The sequence below is a fragment of the Streptomyces sp. NPDC054872 genome (assembly GCF_053610705.1).
Window position 1 is genome coordinate 146,491 of record NZ_JBSGYY010000006.1, and the last position, 14,895, is coordinate 161,385.

At 69.7% G+C, this 14,895-nt stretch carries 13 protein-coding genes; 6 read left to right on the plus strand and 7 right to left on the minus strand.

Features of this window, described 5'->3' with window-relative positions; all coding sequences use genetic code 11:
* Positions 1–53: 53 nt before the first annotated feature.
* The 3 genes from ACWGIH_RS09595 to ACWGIH_RS09605 are packed head-to-tail and all read right to left on the minus strand — an operon-like array spanning position 54 to position 3,320.
* Positions 54–626, minus strand: coding sequence for a hypothetical protein (locus ACWGIH_RS09595; protein WP_453446917.1), 573 nt, complete (start codon positions 624–626; stop codon positions 54–56).
* A complete protein-coding gene (locus tag ACWGIH_RS09600) occupies positions 626–2,974 on the minus strand; it encodes a DnaB-like helicase C-terminal domain-containing protein (RefSeq protein WP_453446915.1) in 2,349 nt (782 codons plus the stop codon). The genes ACWGIH_RS09595 and ACWGIH_RS09600 overlap by 1 nt, the downstream gene beginning before the upstream one ends.
* 13 nt (positions 2,975–2,987) lie before the next feature.
* Positions 2,988–3,320, minus strand: coding sequence for a hypothetical protein (locus ACWGIH_RS09605; protein WP_453446913.1), 333 nt, complete (start codon positions 3,318–3,320; stop codon positions 2,988–2,990).
* 485 nt (positions 3,321–3,805) lie between these two features.
* Between ACWGIH_RS09605 and ACWGIH_RS09610 the strand changes: the two genes are divergently transcribed.
* A complete protein-coding gene (locus ACWGIH_RS09610; RefSeq protein WP_453446911.1) occupies positions 3,806–3,928 on the plus strand; it encodes a DUF6233 domain-containing protein in 123 nt (40 codons plus the stop codon).
* 367 nt (positions 3,929–4,295) lie between these two features.
* Here ACWGIH_RS09610 and ACWGIH_RS09615 read toward each other — a convergent pair whose 3' ends face one another.
* The 4 genes from ACWGIH_RS09615 to ACWGIH_RS09630 all read right to left on the minus strand — a co-directional run bounded on the left by ACWGIH_RS09615 (position 4,296) and on the right by ACWGIH_RS09630 (position 7,709).
* Entirely contained in the window at positions 4,296–5,069 is a 774-nt protein-coding gene (locus tag ACWGIH_RS09615) for an ATP-dependent DNA ligase (RefSeq protein WP_453446909.1), read from the minus strand.
* 367 nt (positions 5,070–5,436) lie between these two features.
* Complete coding sequence (locus ACWGIH_RS09620; RefSeq protein WP_453446908.1) at positions 5,437–6,444, minus strand: alpha/beta fold hydrolase; 1,008 nt, start codon at positions 6,442–6,444, stop codon at positions 5,437–5,439.
* Positions 6,445–6,573: 129 nt separating this feature from the next.
* Positions 6,574–6,927, minus strand: a complete 354-nt coding sequence (locus ACWGIH_RS09625; protein WP_453446906.1) for a DoxX family protein — start codon at positions 6,925–6,927, stop codon at positions 6,574–6,576.
* A gap of 65 nt (positions 6,928–6,992) precedes the next feature.
* A complete protein-coding gene (locus tag ACWGIH_RS09630) occupies positions 6,993–7,709 on the minus strand; it encodes an LmeA family phospholipid-binding protein (RefSeq protein ID WP_453446904.1) in 717 nt (238 codons plus the stop codon).
* Between the two features lie 159 nt (positions 7,710–7,868).
* Here ACWGIH_RS09630 and ACWGIH_RS09635 point away from each other — a divergent pair, with 159 nt between their 5' ends.
* The 5 genes from ACWGIH_RS09635 (at position 7,869) to ACWGIH_RS09655 (ending at position 14,879) form a co-directional block, all read left to right on the plus strand.
* Complete coding sequence (locus ACWGIH_RS09635; RefSeq protein ID WP_453446902.1) at positions 7,869–8,504, plus strand: TetR/AcrR family transcriptional regulator; 636 nt, start codon at positions 7,869–7,871, stop codon at positions 8,502–8,504.
* 305 nt (positions 8,505–8,809) lie between these two features.
* Positions 8,810–10,450, plus strand: coding sequence for an MFS transporter (locus ACWGIH_RS09640; protein ID WP_453446900.1), 1,641 nt, complete (start codon positions 8,810–8,812; stop codon positions 10,448–10,450).
* Positions 10,447–11,859: an AMP-binding protein gene (locus ACWGIH_RS09645; RefSeq protein WP_453446899.1), complete on the plus strand. Its 1,413-nt coding sequence runs from the start codon at positions 10,447–10,449 to the stop codon at positions 11,857–11,859. Before ACWGIH_RS09640 ends, ACWGIH_RS09645 begins: the two co-directional genes overlap by 4 nt.
* Before the next feature lie 147 nt (positions 11,860–12,006).
* Positions 12,007–12,966: a fumarylacetoacetate hydrolase family protein gene (locus ACWGIH_RS09650; protein ID WP_453446897.1), complete on the plus strand. Its 960-nt coding sequence runs from the start codon at positions 12,007–12,009 to the stop codon at positions 12,964–12,966.
* Positions 12,963–14,879 (plus strand): acyl-CoA synthetase, encoded by a 1,917-nt coding sequence (locus ACWGIH_RS09655; RefSeq protein WP_453446896.1) that lies wholly within the window; start codon positions 12,963–12,965, stop codon positions 14,877–14,879. Before ACWGIH_RS09650 ends, ACWGIH_RS09655 begins: the two co-directional genes overlap by 4 nt.
* Positions 14,880–14,895: the final 16 nt, after the last annotated feature.

The window sequence follows — 14,895 nt, forward strand, 5'->3', positions numbered from 1 at the left end:
TGACGCGGCAAGACTAACGAGGCAGGAGCGCCCGGGCCGGCCGTGGCGTACTGCTACCGGACTTCGACGGAGTACGAGGCGCCGGGGAACTCCCAGCCGTCGGTGCCTTCGCCGATGTCCTCGACGATGACGTCGTCGATGAAGTGGTCCTCGAACTCGTCGTCGGTGAGTTCCCCGGCGAGCCAGAGTTCCTCGATGGTGTCCCAGTTGCCGCGGCTGCCGTCGATGCGCAGGGGCGCGGCGGCCCGGGTGCCGCGCGTACGTTCGTCGTCGCCGGTTTTGACGTCGCCGCTGATCTCGAACTGGCCCTGCTTGATGGGGTCGGGGATCGGGTCGGCGGGGACGATGGCGACGTTTTCGTATGCGGTGTGGATGATGTCCAGGTAGCTGCGGCGGACGTTGTACTCGGAGTCGGACAGCCAGTTGAGCAGCGTTTTGGTCGTCACGTGGAGTCCGGCGTCCGTCAGGGCTTGCTGCCCGCGGTGGGTCGCGGTGAGCTGGCTGAGCTGGGCGTGCCAGTGCTTGGCGGTGTAGGACGACAGCCGGTGGCGGGGGGTGACCTGGGAGCGCAGGAGGTCGCCCAGGGCGGCGCCCAGACAGTCACCGCGGCCTGTGGGGCCGGCCATCAGTCCTCACCTTCGGGGATGATCTCGCCGGGCTTGACGAATTTGGCCTTCACTTCGCCGAAGCCGTTCCCGATGCGGTAGGTGGCGGGCGCGGTGGCGTCCGGCGCCCAGAAGACGGCCGCGTCGACGTTGCGCAGCGCGAGGAGCTGGTGGCCTTGCTCGACGGCCCTGAAGGCCACGCTCCAGTGGCGGACGGATGCCTCGGCGACCATGCTCATGCGCCAGTCCGGCCGCCAGAACGGGGAGCGCTGGGAGGGGCGTTTGGGCCACAGCAGCCGCAGCGCGATGGACAGCCGGGTCTTGTACGCCTTGTAGGGGTCGCCGCCGGCCTGGACGAGCTCGGTGCGTGCCTTGCGGGTGGCCTCGTAGAAGGGCTTGAAGAGGGACTCGTTGTACTTCCCGGTCCAGGAGTCGTAGATGGTCGGCATGGCGCCGAGGTGGTTGTCCCGGACGAGTTTCTCCAGCTGCTTGATGTGGGGGGTGGTGACCCACACCCGGCCGTCCTCGTCGGGGCGGTCGATGATCCGGCCCAGGGGGTGCGGCATATCGGTGCGGGTCCACTCCGGGACGTCGATGAGATAAATCCCGGCCTGGGTCTTGTCGAACGCGTCGAGCGGACCGGTGTGCAGGAGCTTGTTCGGCGCCAGCGGGACGGCCGAACAAGCCGAGGGATAGGAGCCGTTGCGGTCGATCAGACACATCACGCCGTCGCCGAACGAGTCGGGCACCAGGAGTTGGTCACGCCTGACACGCTTGCCGTTCGCATTGATGTGAGCAACGCGTTCGCTGGTGACCTCGGGATGGACCCAGCGAGGTTCACCGTCCATGTCCTCGCTGATCAGCGGCCACGGGCCGCTGTCCCGCTCCTCCGTGCGGATGACCGAGATCGGGTGCATCTTCGACCGGCCGACGGCTTCCTTGAGCAGGCGCAGCGCCGGGAAGACCGCGTCGTCGGGCTCGTCTTCTTCATCGCCGGGCTGCAGGTCCTGCTCCCGGTCCTCGTCCTCGTCTTGGTCCTCGTGTTGGATTTGTGCGGGTGTTTCCGCCGGTGGGTCGGCGATGGCCGGGCTACCGGATCCGGTTTCCCCTGTGGGGGCCTCGCTGCCCTCGTGCACGGTGCCCGTTGCTGCGCCGTCTTCGGGAGCAGGCGCAGCGCCGGTGATCGGGGCTGCGGTGGCGCGGTAGGCCGTGGCGAAGGCGTTCAGGGCGGCTCGCAGCTGCTGCCCTTCTGGGGTGTCGGGGAGGATGAGACCGGCTGCGGAGGCCAGGGCGGCGGAGTAGCCGCGCAGGCCGGGCAGGTCCTTGGTGGCTCCACTGAGTACCGCCTGGCGGTGGTCGGCCAGGACCTGCAGGGGCCCGGCGGGCAGGCCCCTGATGGCGCCGGAGGTGAAGGGCAGGGCAGCCTCAACCAGGTCCCGCTCGGCCGCGAGCAGAGCACTGGTGTCGGCCGGGCTCGTGTCGGCCGTCGGCGATGCGGCGGATCCCGGCAGCGCGGGGGCGGGCTTCGAGGCGGCATCGGTGAAGCGGGCCCGGTCGAGGTCTGCCCGCAGAGGGATCGTGGTCTGTCCGAGGTCCCGCTCGACGACGGTGACTTGGGCGATCAGGGAGTCGTCGGCGGGGGCCAGGGTGAGCGTCACGTCCGCGGCCAGGCTGCGCACGGCATCGGGGGCGGCGGTGTTGAGGACGGCCAGGACCGGGACGTTCAGCTCCCGGGCCAGGTGCGCCAGGGTGCGTACCGCGGGCGGCACCTGGGCCCCGGAGAGCGGGACGTGCGGATCGTGCGCGTGGTGTAGGCGGTCCACGACGACCAGAGCGAGCCCGTCGACGTAGGGTGCGGTCTCCGCGATGGCCTGAGCGGTCAGGCCGGTGCCGTCGTCGAAGAGCACCCGGTCCCGGGCCTGGCTGACGCGCTCGGCGGCCGCCTGGGTGGCTTCGTGCTCCGGCCCGGAGAGCGCTCCGGCGCGGAGCCTGCGCACGTCAACTCCGGCCTCGGCCGCGATGATCCACCGGGTGACGACGTCGGTCGTCAGTCCCGCGGCCGCATACAGCACGGGGCGGCGAGCGGCGAGCGCCGTATGGCGGGCCGCAGCCAGCGCGAGGAGGCTGCCGCCCGCGCCGGGGTCTGCGGCCACCAGGGTCAGCCTGCCCGGCTGCAGTCCGCCGGTGGCCGCGTCCAGGTCCCGCAGGCCAAAGTGCAGGCCGTGCGTGGCGGGGGCGAGGGCGTCGCCGACCAGGTCACCCAGGGAGGCCAGTTTGCGGGGTGCGGGGCGGGCTGGGGTGTTCTCGCTGTCCACCGTGCCTTCTCCCTCGAGGGATGGAGTCTGCGGGCCGAGGGCGTCGTCGCTCACGGGGCCGGTCCGTTCAGATGTAGGTGACGGGATTGCGGGACAGATGGGGGCTCTCGGTGGGTCGGCCCACACGCGGGTCGCCGAGCAGGAGCTTGCCTTCGAGGGCATAGCGGCCGCCGTGCTTGCTGATCCCGGTGACCTTGGCGACGGCCAGGACCGTCCCTTCGGTGTTGATGATCTGCACCTCGTCCTGCGTCAGGGCCCGGTCGGCGTTGAACTTCCAGATACCGCGGCCCGCTTCCCAGGCCTCGGCCTCACTCATGCCAGGACGCCAGCCCAAAGTAGCCCGCCCCAGCAGGTCGCCCGCATCCGCGGCGCGCTCGGCACCGATCTGGATCTGCAGCACCCGACACCCCCTCCAGATACTTTGCAACTTGTTGGCAAGCTACCACATTCGACATAACTTTGCAACAAGTTAGAAAGTTATTCTTGCGCATCGCCGATCCAAGTCAGCTACGAGAAGCACCAGCTGACAGACCCTCGCGTTGACGCTGTGCCATGAGAGATGGCTCCCCTCGGTCGGTGCCGCCCGCCCATGGGCGTCGGTGCTGCGGGGATACACCGGTGGCCGTGGTGTCGGTGTGGCCATGGAAATACACTCGAACATGCGAACGGCTCCGCTCCGCTTAATCGCCTCGACCTGCTGCGCTTCCTGGAACGCGTCCAGGAACAGGACCTCGCGCATACCCGCGGGTGGATCGCGGACGAGGAGCGGCGCGAGGCAGAGCGGATCCGCGGCGCGCAGACACGGCCGCCGACGCCGGACTGGCTCATCGAGCAGGGCATCGGCCAGGGGCGCCCGCGGCGTACGTGCACGCGGGGCACTGCGACATGGCGCCGAAGGCCCCGCGGGCGAAGGGGATCACCGTGGAGCAGGCGCGCCGCGCCCTGCATGAGGGTGTCGATGCGTGCCCGTACTGCCGGCCAGACACCGAGCTCGGCGTGCTGGAGTAACCCGGGGACCCTCGGACATCAGAGGTTCTGAAGGGCTGGCTCCGGTCGTATGTTCTGGCGCACACCGGCGAGCATCGCGGGGAAAGTTATGCGCAACACCGTTCGCTGCGCCGTCGTCGCCGTCCTCACCGGCGGCGCGATTGCACTCACCGCGGCAACCGCCACCGCAGACGACGAGTTCTGGCCCAGGGGTGGCTCCGGCCACTGACGGCGTTGACCCGGACTATCCGCTCACCGGCGCCTTCGGCGACGAGTACTGGCCCAAGGGTGGCGGGGCAGCACCTGCAGGCGACGAGTTCTGGCCCAGGAACGGTGGGGTGGCTCCTGCGGGCGTTGGGGTCGCCGGTGAGGGTATCTGACCGTGCCGTCACGGCAGGGGTGGCAGCAGGTCGACCGTCAGGTCGCCGCGGACCCGCAGCACACTGGGTCGGTGGCGGAACCGGCCGAACTCTTCCGGGCGCTCTTGGTCGGCTTCGATCTCCACCACCACGCTCGGGACGACCGGCAGGTATCTGACCGGCGGGGCACCTGGCAGCCCGCCCACCGTTCCCGGAAGTTCGGCCAGGTCCGCGCCGGTGGGCTGCAGCACGGGCGCCAGCTCACGGCGCAGGGTCTGGGCTAGCGGCAGGCTCACTCCCACGGCCCGCATCCGTCCGTCGGCGCGCACAAGGCCGAGGACCAGGCACTGGGTGGCCGGGGTCCGGCCACTGACGCCAAGGACGGCGGCCTCGCTGGTGTGCGTGCGCCGCCACTTCAGCCAGCCTGAGGAACGGCCCGCGATGTAGGGCAGGTTCGGGCCACCAGGCCGCCCACCCACTGCAGCGCAGTGTCCACGTCCCCCGGGCCGCGGTTCGCGTCCAAAGCGGGACTGCAGCCGTGAGAAGGCCACCCTTCCGCCCTTCAGGACCGCGACCAGCTCGCCGTCCAGCACGCACTCCGGCAGAGCCTGGGCAGCCCGCGCGACGTCGGCAAAGGGAGTGGTCAGGTCGGTGCCATGGCGGCTCCAGAGGCGGCCCGCACGGGCGAGGACCTGGCAGCGCCATCCGTCGAACTTCGGCTCCAGGCTCAGGCCCGTGCCGCTGCGCACCTGTTCGACAGGACGGCACAGTGCCAACGGGACCGGAAGTGCAAGGGACGTCATGAGTAAGCCATACCCCGCTCTATCCAGGCCGCTGGGCTGCACGTCAGACTCTACCTGTCCGCCGCTGTACGGAACGAGACGCTCACCTCGACAGCCCAAGGGCGTATGTGCAACCGGGCGCCGCTGCCACGGTCCGATAGAACCGCGCTGAGCCCACGCCAGCCCGCCCGGTCAAGGCCAATCTCGGCTACCGGCTCGCCGTGTACTGCTTCACCGGGCCCGCCCCCGACACCCCGACCCCGACCGACGAGGGACCTCGGCACCTGTTCGCTTCGGCTCCTGTGTTGGCAGGGGAAACGAGGAGGCAGCGGAACCCTACGAGCGGCGGGCGTGCGGGGCGGCGTCGCGAAGGGGCCGGGGCCCGGTGCTACTTGAGGAAGTCTCGCAGGACAGTGATCATTTCCTCTGGGGCTTCGAACGGCCAGAAATGGCCTGAGTCGAAGAGATGCACGCCGCTTCCCTGCGGGAGGTGCGCCAGGACGTCGGGGTCGGTGTAGAACTCGCGGGGCTGGAGGGGGTCGTTGGCTCCCTGCAGGAGCAGGACCGGGCACTTCCACTGAGGGATGAGACGGGTGCGCCGCTCGATCCATTCCTGGCGGAATGACGAAGAGTTGAAGTAGCGGGGCACGGCGGTGCTGATTCCGTCGTAGCTGAACTCCTGCACGGTCCGTGCGAGGTCCGAGGCCTTCACTTCGCGCTCGGTGAGCAGGAGGTAGGCGGTGGCCACGAACCGGCCGGCGTCGGCCAGCATCGACGGAGCGTCGGGTGAGGTGAACATCGCCTGCTGGGGGTGCAGATCAGGGCTCAGGTGCCAGAGGTGCTGCTGTCCGCGGCCGTAGCGGATGACCCGGTCTCCCGTGCGGGCCACGAGGTGGTCTCCGACCGGGGTGCCCCTGTCGTGCGTGATCAGGCTGAACCGCTCGATCTGCAGCTGCTCCAGGAGAGCTTCGAGCTGGATGGCGACGCCCTCTTGCCGGAAGTCGCCGGTGCCCTTCTCCGACTGGCCGTAGCCCTTCAGGTCGATGGCCAGGCAGCGGTATTCGGAGCCGAAGGCCTCGAGCGCGTAGTGCCACTGCCACCAGGAGTCGGGCACGCCGTGGAGGAACACCACGACAGGTCCGTTTGAAGGGCCTGCCTCGACGTAGTGCCAGAGCACGCTCTCGCCGTCGCCGGGAGCCTCTACGAAGTGGTGGGTGGCGGTGACATTTCCCAGGCGTTCCTCGTCTCCTTCCTTGTCGAGAGGGCGGGGAGGGGTCTGCGGCAGTGCGCCCATGAGCTCATCGACCTTGGAGAGTTTGGCGAAGCCCGCCTCCAGCCCCGCGAGGACCCTCTGCGGAAGCGGTGCGTAGTCGTACTGAATCGCGTCGTGCGGCACGGTCAGTCCTCTCTCGTTCCGTATTGATGTTTTCATCAGCCCTGACATAAACATCATGATGCGAAGGCGTCAAGACCTTCATGCGGTACCCGGCAGGCGCGCCGGCATCGCTTGCTTGCTGCGCTGCGCTCAGCGCCGGAGGAGCAGCAGGGCGAGATCGGTTCCCGCGAGCACCGCGCACAGCAGCGCGGGAGCGAGCTCCCCCAGCCCGTGCCCTCGGCGCAGGTGGACGATGAGTGCGCCGCCCAAGAGCAGCAGGAGCCCGCACAGGGCTGCGGCTCCGAGGGGTGGCACGGTCAGTCCTGCCAGTAGCCCCAGTGCGCCCGCAACCTCCAGGGCGCCTATGAGGCGGAAGCCGGTGGCGGAGAATCCGTCCTTCTCGGCGAGCGCCCGCATGTGGTCCAGGGCGAGAATCTTGGCCATACCCAGCACCATGAACAGGGCGGCGAGCAGGAGCGAGAGGGCTGTGGTTGTTGTGTACACGGGTACCCGTTTCAGGATGAGTGAGCTGTCGGAGCGGGTGGCGGGGTTCCGGGCCGGCTCCGCGTTCAAGCTGTGCCGCTGCCGGGCTGGAAGGACACGTCCTGGCCGTCGAAGTGGCCTTTCAGGCCATCCGCTCCTGCGTGCAGCGCAGTCAGGCTCAGCCCGCGGGGCACATTGCGAAGGGGGATGGGCCGTTCGAAGATCCCGGTCAGGAGTTTGCGTGCGACGTCCGGGACTTGGGTGCCCGCGATCTGCGGACCCTCGAACATGATCGTGTTGTCCGGACCGGCCTTGACGGCCGCGGTCATGTTCACGGACTCGCCAAGCGGAGTCTGGATGTGTGCCCCGACACGGCCGGCGCGCCCGGCGGAGCGTACTTCCAGCCCCAGGGCGTCGGACAGGTCCGCATAGGAGAGGAAGGCGGTGGCCGTGGCGCGACGGGAGCGGGCACCTTGGGCCTCTCCGGGGGCGGTCAGGCCCTCCATCTGGGCGTCGAGGCGGGTGATGGGAAGGGCCCTGCCGGTGTCGGCGGGTATTCCCCGGGCGGAAACGTCGACGTGATCGAAGCTGCCGGCGGCAACCTGTGCGAGCACGGGAAATCCCTCTACGCGCACGTGCGGTTCCTCCTGTGCGCCAGTCGCCTGCCGAAACGCTGTTGCGATCTCCCGTTCGGCGCCTTCGGCGACAGCCAGGTCGAGTGAGGTCGCTGCGAGCGCGGTGCCCGAGATGACGGCGACCACGGTGATCGTGGCGCGCCGCCGACGGATGCGCGGCGAAAACATGGGGCCTCCTGTGTTCAGGCCGGACGGGGCCGGCACGACGTTGACACTCCGATTGAATCAAGTCTGAAGGTTTTATCATCTATGAGTGATGTCTCAAAGGCTTTGACTGGAGCGCATTCTGATGTTTTCATCAATTGTGGTATCGGTTAGAGTCGACCCATGCAGCCGTCGCCCGCCCAGCCCGTCAACCGCTTCGAGCGCCGCCGGGCCCAGACCCGCCATGCCCTTATCGGGGCGGCCCGCGCCATTCTTTCCGAGCGGGGTAACACCGAGGTCAGCATCCAGGTCATCGCCGAACGCGCCGACGTGGGTTTCGGTACCTTCTACAACCACTTCGAGACCAAGGAAGCTCTCTTCGACGCGGCGGTCGCCGACGCCCTGGAGGAATACGGGCAGCTGCTCGACGCCGCGACGGGGCAGATCGACGATCCCGCCGAGATCTTCGCCACCAGCGTCCGGCTCGCGCTGCGGCTGGCGGCCAGCCACCCGGAGATCACCGGGATCCTCCGCTTTCGCGGCCTGCAGCACGTGCACAGCGGAACCGGACTAGGCCCCAGGGTCCTGCGTGACTTGGAGGTCGGCAGGGCCTCGGGGCGGTTTGAGATCCCTGACGCGCAGGTTGCCCTGAGCGTCGTCGGCGGAGCAGTCCTCGGGTTGATCCAGCTGGGCGCCACCACCGAGCTCGACGAAGCGGCGGGCGAGCAGACCGCCGAGATGATCCTGCGGATGCTCGGCGTGCCCGCCGACGAGGCCCGCGCGCTGGCGACCGGGCCCCTGCCGGCCCTGGATCAGTAGGCCGGGGCAAAAGCCGACCATCCGGCGCCGGCGCCCAGTACGAGACAAAGCGATGAGCGGGCGGAGCGTGCTCCGCCCGCTCATCGTGCCCCGGGCCCGGGATTCCCCAACCGCGGCCCAAGGGGGGCGCCCGCCGCGTCCCGTCAGCGGCCGCCGGACGAAGGGTCCGTGAACTCTTCGTCCCGCCGGCGGGGTGTCCCAGCCCGCCGGGTTCATCCACGACTGCGTGGCGACCACGTCACCGAAACCGCCATGAATGAACACCTAAATCGTAACTGATGAAAACATCAGTTACGATCGTCAGTATGAACAAGCCTGCAATCGGCGACACCCCGGCCGGCGTGGGCCGCGCCGGCACCCGCGGCGTCCTCTTCGCCATGTGCCTCTCGCTGGTCCTGGTCGTCGCGTCGGTCTCCGCGCTCAATCTGGCCCTGCCCGATCTCGCCCTGGATCTGGATGCCTCCAACTCGTCCCTGACCTGGATAGCCGACGGCTACACCGTGGCGCTGGCCGCCCTCGTCCTGCCCATCGGCGCGCTCGGCGACCTCTTCGGCCGCCGCAAGATACTCGTGCTCGGCAACCTCGTCTTCGGTGCGGCTGCCCTGTTCGCCGCCTTCGCCGACTCCACTGCCCACCTGATCGTCTGGCGAGTCCTGATGGGCGTCGGCGCGGCCATGATCATGCCGGGCACGCTGTCCACGATCACCGCCGTCTTCCCAGCCGACAAGAAGGATCGCGGGGTGGCCACCTGGTCCGGGTTCGCCGCCTCCGGCGCCATCATCGGCATGCTCATCGCCGGCGGCCTCCTGGAGCAGTGGACCTGGAAGTCGATCTTCATCGTCAGTGCGGTCACGTCCCTCTTCTGCGCTCTGGCCGCTCTGTTCCTGGCCCCGGAAACCAGGAGCTCGAAGCCCGAGCCCTTCGACTGGCGCGGCTCCCTGAGCACCGCGCTCATGGTGGGCACCCTGGTCTACGGCATCATCGAGGGCAGTGACCGCGGCTGGGCCCGGCCCGAGACCCTCATCGCCTTCGGTGTCTCCGCGCTCTCCCTGGCCTGCTACGTCGTGTCCGGGCTGCGTACCCGCCAGCCGATCCTGGACCCGCGCCTGTTCCTCCTGCGTGGATTCCGCTCAGGAACTGTCGCGATCATGACCCAGTTCGCGGCCGTCTTCGGGTTCTTCTTCGTCGGCCTGCAGTTCCTCCAGCTCATCTTGGGATACAGCCCTCTCAAGAGTGCCGCCGCGCTCATCCCAGTCGCGGCCGTGGTCCTGCCCACTTCGCAGCTCGCTCCCCGGCTGGTCCGCCGACTCGGCTACAAGGCGGTGCTGCCTGCGGGCCTGCTGTGCCTGGCCGGCGGCATGTTCTGGCTGACCTTCCTGGACGCCGGGGCGGGTTACCCCGCCTTCCTTGTGGCGCTCCTCGTCGGAGGCTTCGGCATCGGCCTGGTCGGCTCCGCCGGCACCAGCTCGATCGTTGACTCCCTCGGGCCGGACCGCCAGGGCGTGGCCTCCGCGATGAACGACACCACCCGCGAGGTCGGATCCGCCATCGGCATCGCCATCATGGGTTCTGTCTTCTCCGCCCAGTACCGCTCCGCCCTGCCGGGCCCTCTCCTGCATCAGCTGCCCGCTGACGCGGCCGAAACGGTGCGCCACTCCGCTGCCGGGGGGCTCCAGGTCGCCTCCCACCTCGGGCAGCGCGGACTGCAGCTCGCCGATGGGGTGCGCGACGCCTTCATGAGCGGTTTCACGGACGCCATGGGCGTCATCGCCGTGATCCTGGCGGCCGCCGCGGTAGCCTGCCTCGTTTTCGCCCCGGCCCGCTCCCGGGGCGCCACAGACCCGGCCGAGCAGTCCCCGCAAGCGGGCTCCTCCAGCGGCGAAGACGCCCCCACCGGCGCGGACAACGTGTCGGCAACCGTTCCCGGCTCGGGCGGGTCCGCATGACCTTGCCCGACCTGCTGTGGCCGACCTACCTGGGGCCCGCCGACCTGGGGCGGATCGAGGGTGTACCACTGAGCGGCCGAGGACTGCCCGCCTCGACCTACGCCGCTCTCGACCGCGCCGCCACCCTGTGGCCCGACCGCCCGGCCGTGAGCGTCCTGTCCAACCCGCACGATCCCAGGGAGACCGTCACCTGTACCTTCGCCGGCCTGCGCGACGACGTGCACAAAATCGCCAACCTCTTCCATGCCCGCGGCGTCCGCCGGAGTTCCGCGGTGGCGATTCTCGCCCCCAACACCCACCTGACCCCCGCTCTCCTGCTCGCCGCTCAGAGCGCTGGGGTGGCCCTGCCACTCCATCCCCGCCTGGCGGCCCCGGAGATCGCACGACTCCTCACCCAGACGGGCGCCCGCGTCCTGGTGGCTGCGGGCCCTGAACTCGACCCCGGCACCTGGCACACCGCTCATGCCCTCGCCGGCCGGCTGAACCTGGACGCCCTGTACTCACTGCGTCCCGCCGGCTCCGTTCACCGAGCACCTGCCCTGGAGCCGATACCCGGCAGGGAGGTTGCCCACCTCACCTGCGTTGTGCGCACCATGAGCCGGACACTTGCGCCCGTGCCGCCCCGCCCGGACGACCTGGCAGCCCTCTTCCCCACCGGCCACCGTCCCGGCAGCCCGAAAGTGGCTGCGCACACCCACTCCAACCAGATCACGAACGCCTGGAGCACGGCGGCCGACTCGAACCTGGATGGAGAGTCGGTCCTCTTCGCCGGCCTGCCGCTCTTCCAGCCCGATGCCCTCATGATCACGCTGCTCGGGCCTCTGCTACGCGGCCAGCACGTCCTCTGGGCCGGCCCGCGCGGTTTCCGCGACCCGGCCCTGTACGTGAACTTCTGGAAGATCATCCAGCGCCACCGGATCGCCGCCCTGCTCGCCACACCCGCGACATACTCCAGTCTGGGACAGCTCCCTCTCGACGCCGACGTCAGCTCCCTGCGCATCGCAGCCGTTGCCGGTGCCGCAGGCCCTCCGGGCGCCGTCCGGGCTGCCTTCACCGCGCGCACCGGCGTCGACCCGTGTGAGGGCTACGGACTGGCGGAGGCCACGTCCGTGATCGCCCGGAACTTCACCGGCCGCAACCGGCACCCCCTCGCCGTCGGCCAGCGCCTCCCATACCAGCAGGCCAAAACCATCCGAGTCGACCAGGCCGGCACCTGGCACGACCTGCCCGACCACACCCCCGGCATCCTGGCCATCCGGGGACCGAGCGTGTTCCCCGGCTACGTCACCGGCGCCGACGGCGACGGCCCCCGACTGGACAGCCTCGGGAAGCTGCGCGACGGATGGCTCAACACCGGCGATCTCGCACGCATCGACCCCGGCGGGTTCATCCACCTCGCCAACCGTTGACAGATCGAGCACTCAAGACTGATGCTTTTATCAAATATGCGGGAATCCGTTGACCGCCGACGGAGGGCGTCCCTTCCTCCTGTCGCGTGCGTGATCTCTCGCCGGGTCCCGTCCGGGGCCCCCAGCCATCTGGAGCAGGAGAATCCCATGAGCACAGCCGTTGTCCGCACAAGTGAGGGCTGGTGGGTCCAGCGCGCCGATGGCCGCATCCGTCCGGTCGAGACCCACGCCGGTACCACCGCCGAGCTCCTGGCCGACCGGCCGTCGGTCGAGGAGGCCTACCGCGCCGAGGGCGGCTGGGAGGAGCTCGGCACGCGTGAGCTGCTCTCCCCGGTCACCTCGCCGTGCCGGGTGGTTGCCCAGATGGTGAACTACCGCTCGCACGCGATCGACTCCGGGCTCGACCCCGATCTGGTCCCCACCGCCTTCTTCCGCAAGGCCTCCGGATCGGTGACGGGCCCGACGACGGGGATCGTCAGGCCGGGTCATGTACGGCTGCTGGACTACGAAGTCGAGCTCGGCCTCGTCTTCGGTGCCCCTCTGCCGCTCGATGCCGATGTCACCTCCGCCACGCTCGGCCGTTACGTGGCGGCCCTGGTCGTGGCCAACGACATCAGCGCCCGGGACCTGCAGCTGCCCAAGACCCAGTTCTACGAGAGCAAGTCCTATCCCACGTTCACCCCGCTCGGCCCGCGCCTCCTCCTCGTCGATGATCACGACCTTGCCTTGCTGGAGCGGCTGCGCCTGGTCTGCACCGTCAACGGCGAGGTCCGCCAGGACGGCCCCGCCGCGGACATGATCGTCAAGCCGGACCGGGCGCTGACCGCGCTCGCCCGCTTCCAGACGATGGCGCCCGGAGACGTTTTGCTGACCGGGACCCCCGGGGGGACCGCCCTGCGCTCCCCGGGCAAAGCCCTCGAGCTGATCGGCTCCCTTCTGCCGCCCGCCAAGAAGTGGCAGGTCTTCTTCGCCCGGCAGGCCAAGAACCCCGCCTACCTCAAGCCCGGCGACATCGTGACGACTGCCATCGCCACCCCCGACGGGTCCCTGGACCTCGGCACTCAGCGGACCCCGGTCCGTGCGGCGACCTCGAAGGAATGCTCATGACCACGCTTTCGGCCCCCCTCCTGTGGCCCGATTACTCCTCCCCGAGCTCGCTCGCCGAGATCGAACAGGTGGCGCTGTCCGACCGGTGCCTGCCCGCCTCCACCTACGCCGTCCTGGACCGCGCCGCCGGACTCTGGCCCGACCGCCCGGCCATGACGTTCCTGCCGGGAGCCGACACCTGGGAATCGGGCGTGACCCGCACCTACGCCGAGCTGCGGGCCGAAGTGGACCGTATCGCCGCTCTCTTCCGCTCCCACGCTGTCAGCCGCGGGGTCACCGTGGCACTGCTGTCCCCGAACACCGCCCTTCTGCCCTCCGTACTACTGGCAGCCCAGGCCACCGGCATTGCGGCCCCGGTCAACCCCCACCTCCCGGCCGAGCACATCACCCGGCTGCTGGAGCTGGCCAGGGCCCGGGTCCTCGTCGCCGCCGGGCCCGAACTCGATCCGGAGGTATGGGCGACCGCCCGCGCCGTGGCGGCCGAACTCCACGTGACCGCCCTGTACGCGCTCAGGCCCACCGGTACCCGTGGTCCCGGCCCCGACCTCGAACCCCTGCCGGGAACTGTCGTCGGCTATCTCCACACCGCTGCGGCCGGATACCCGCCACAGGCAGACCCCCAGCCGCCTGCGCCGTCCGACCTCGCGGCCCTCTTCCATACCGGCGGCACCACCGGCGCCCCGAAACTCGCCGCGCACACCCACACCAATGAGGTCGTCAACGCGTGGAGCATCGCGGCAGACTCCCTCCTGGGCGAACACTCCACCGTATTCGCAGGACTTCCCCTCTTCCATGTCAACGCCCTGATCATCACCCTCATAGCGCCCATGCTCCGCGGCCAGCATGTGGTCTGGGCGGGCCCGCTCGGCTACCGGGAACCGGCCCTCTACACCCACATCTGGAAGATCATCGAGCGGTACCGGATCTCCGCGATGTCCGCGGTCCCCACCGTCTACTCCGTCCTGGCACACGTGCCAGTGGACGCGGACATCAGCTCCATGCGATTCGCCGCCGTCGGCGCCTCGGCCCTGCCCGACACCGTCCGCACAGCCTTCACCGCGAACACCGGAATCGAACTCTGCGAGGGGTACGGACTGACCGAAGCGACCTGCGCGACGGCCCGCAGTTTTACGGGCCACGACCACCGCGCCGGATCAGTCGGACAACGCCTGCCCTACCAGCAGGTGCGGACCGCCCTGCTCGACAACCGGGGGAACTGGCTGAACCTGCCCGACGGAACTCCGGGCGTGCTCCTGGTCAAGGGCCCCGCCGTCTTCGCCGGGTACGTCACCGGCCACAGCCCGACCGGCCCGCGCCTGGAGAGCCTGGCTGCGGTACGTGAGGGATGGCTCAACACCGGCGACCTCGCCCGGGTGGACAAGGACGGCTTCATCCACCTCCTCGGCCGCGCCAAAGACCTGATCATCAGGGGCGGACACAACATCGACCCCGCTGCCATCGAGGACGCCCTCCTGCAGCACCCCCACGTCACCGGAGCCAGCGCCGTCGGCCGCCCCGACCCCCACGCCGGCGAGATCCCCATCGCCTACGTCACCCTCGCCCCCGACGCGCCCAAGGCCATGACCGGCACCGACGCGCTCATCGCGCACGCCCGGACCCGGCTCCACGACATGGCAGCCGTACCCAAGGACGTCATCGTCCTCGACAGCCTGCCGCTCACCGCCGTGGGCAAGCCCACCAAGGTCCCGCTCCGGATGCGCACCCTCCAACAGACCGTCCACAACGAACTGGCCGCCATCGGGCTGCCCGCCCCGCCCGGCAGCGTGAGCTGCCGCCTCGAGGGACCACGCCTGACGGTCACCGTCCCCAGGCCCGCAGACACCGTCGACGCAGACCGCCTCGCCGCGGCCCTCGGCCGCTACACCTTCGACTGGTCCTTCACCGAGCGCTGAGCGCCACTTCTCTGGA

What these genes read in the sequence shown, in the direction of transcription:
- ACWGIH_RS09595 (WP_453446917.1), bottom strand. Translation starts at nt 626, where the DNA reads ATGGCCGGCCCCACAGGCCGCGGTGACTGTCTGGGCGCCGCCCTGGGC.
- ACWGIH_RS09610 (WP_453446911.1), top strand. Translation starts at nt 3,806, where the DNA reads ATGGCGCCGAAGGCCCCGCGGGCGAAGGGGATCACCGTGGAGCAGGCG.
- ACWGIH_RS09615 (WP_453446909.1), bottom strand. Translation starts at nt 5,069, where the DNA reads ATGACGTCCCTTGCACTTCCGGTCCCGTTGGCACTGTGCCGTCCTGTC.
- ACWGIH_RS09630 (WP_453446904.1), bottom strand. Translation starts at nt 7,709, where the DNA reads ATGTTTTCGCCGCGCATCCGTCGGCGGCGCGCCACGATCACCGTGGTC.
- ACWGIH_RS09635 (WP_453446902.1), top strand. Translation starts at nt 7,869, where the DNA reads ATGCAGCCGTCGCCCGCCCAGCCCGTCAACCGCTTCGAGCGCCGCCGG.
- ACWGIH_RS09640 (WP_453446900.1), top strand. Translation starts at nt 8,810, where the DNA reads ATGAACAAGCCTGCAATCGGCGACACCCCGGCCGGCGTGGGCCGCGCC.
- ACWGIH_RS09645 (WP_453446899.1), top strand. Translation starts at nt 10,447, where the DNA reads ATGACCTTGCCCGACCTGCTGTGGCCGACCTACCTGGGGCCCGCCGAC.
- ACWGIH_RS09650 (WP_453446897.1), top strand. Translation starts at nt 12,007, where the DNA reads ATGAGCACAGCCGTTGTCCGCACAAGTGAGGGCTGGTGGGTCCAGCGC.
- ACWGIH_RS09655 (WP_453446896.1), top strand. Translation starts at nt 12,963, where the DNA reads ATGACCACGCTTTCGGCCCCCCTCCTGTGGCCCGATTACTCCTCCCCG.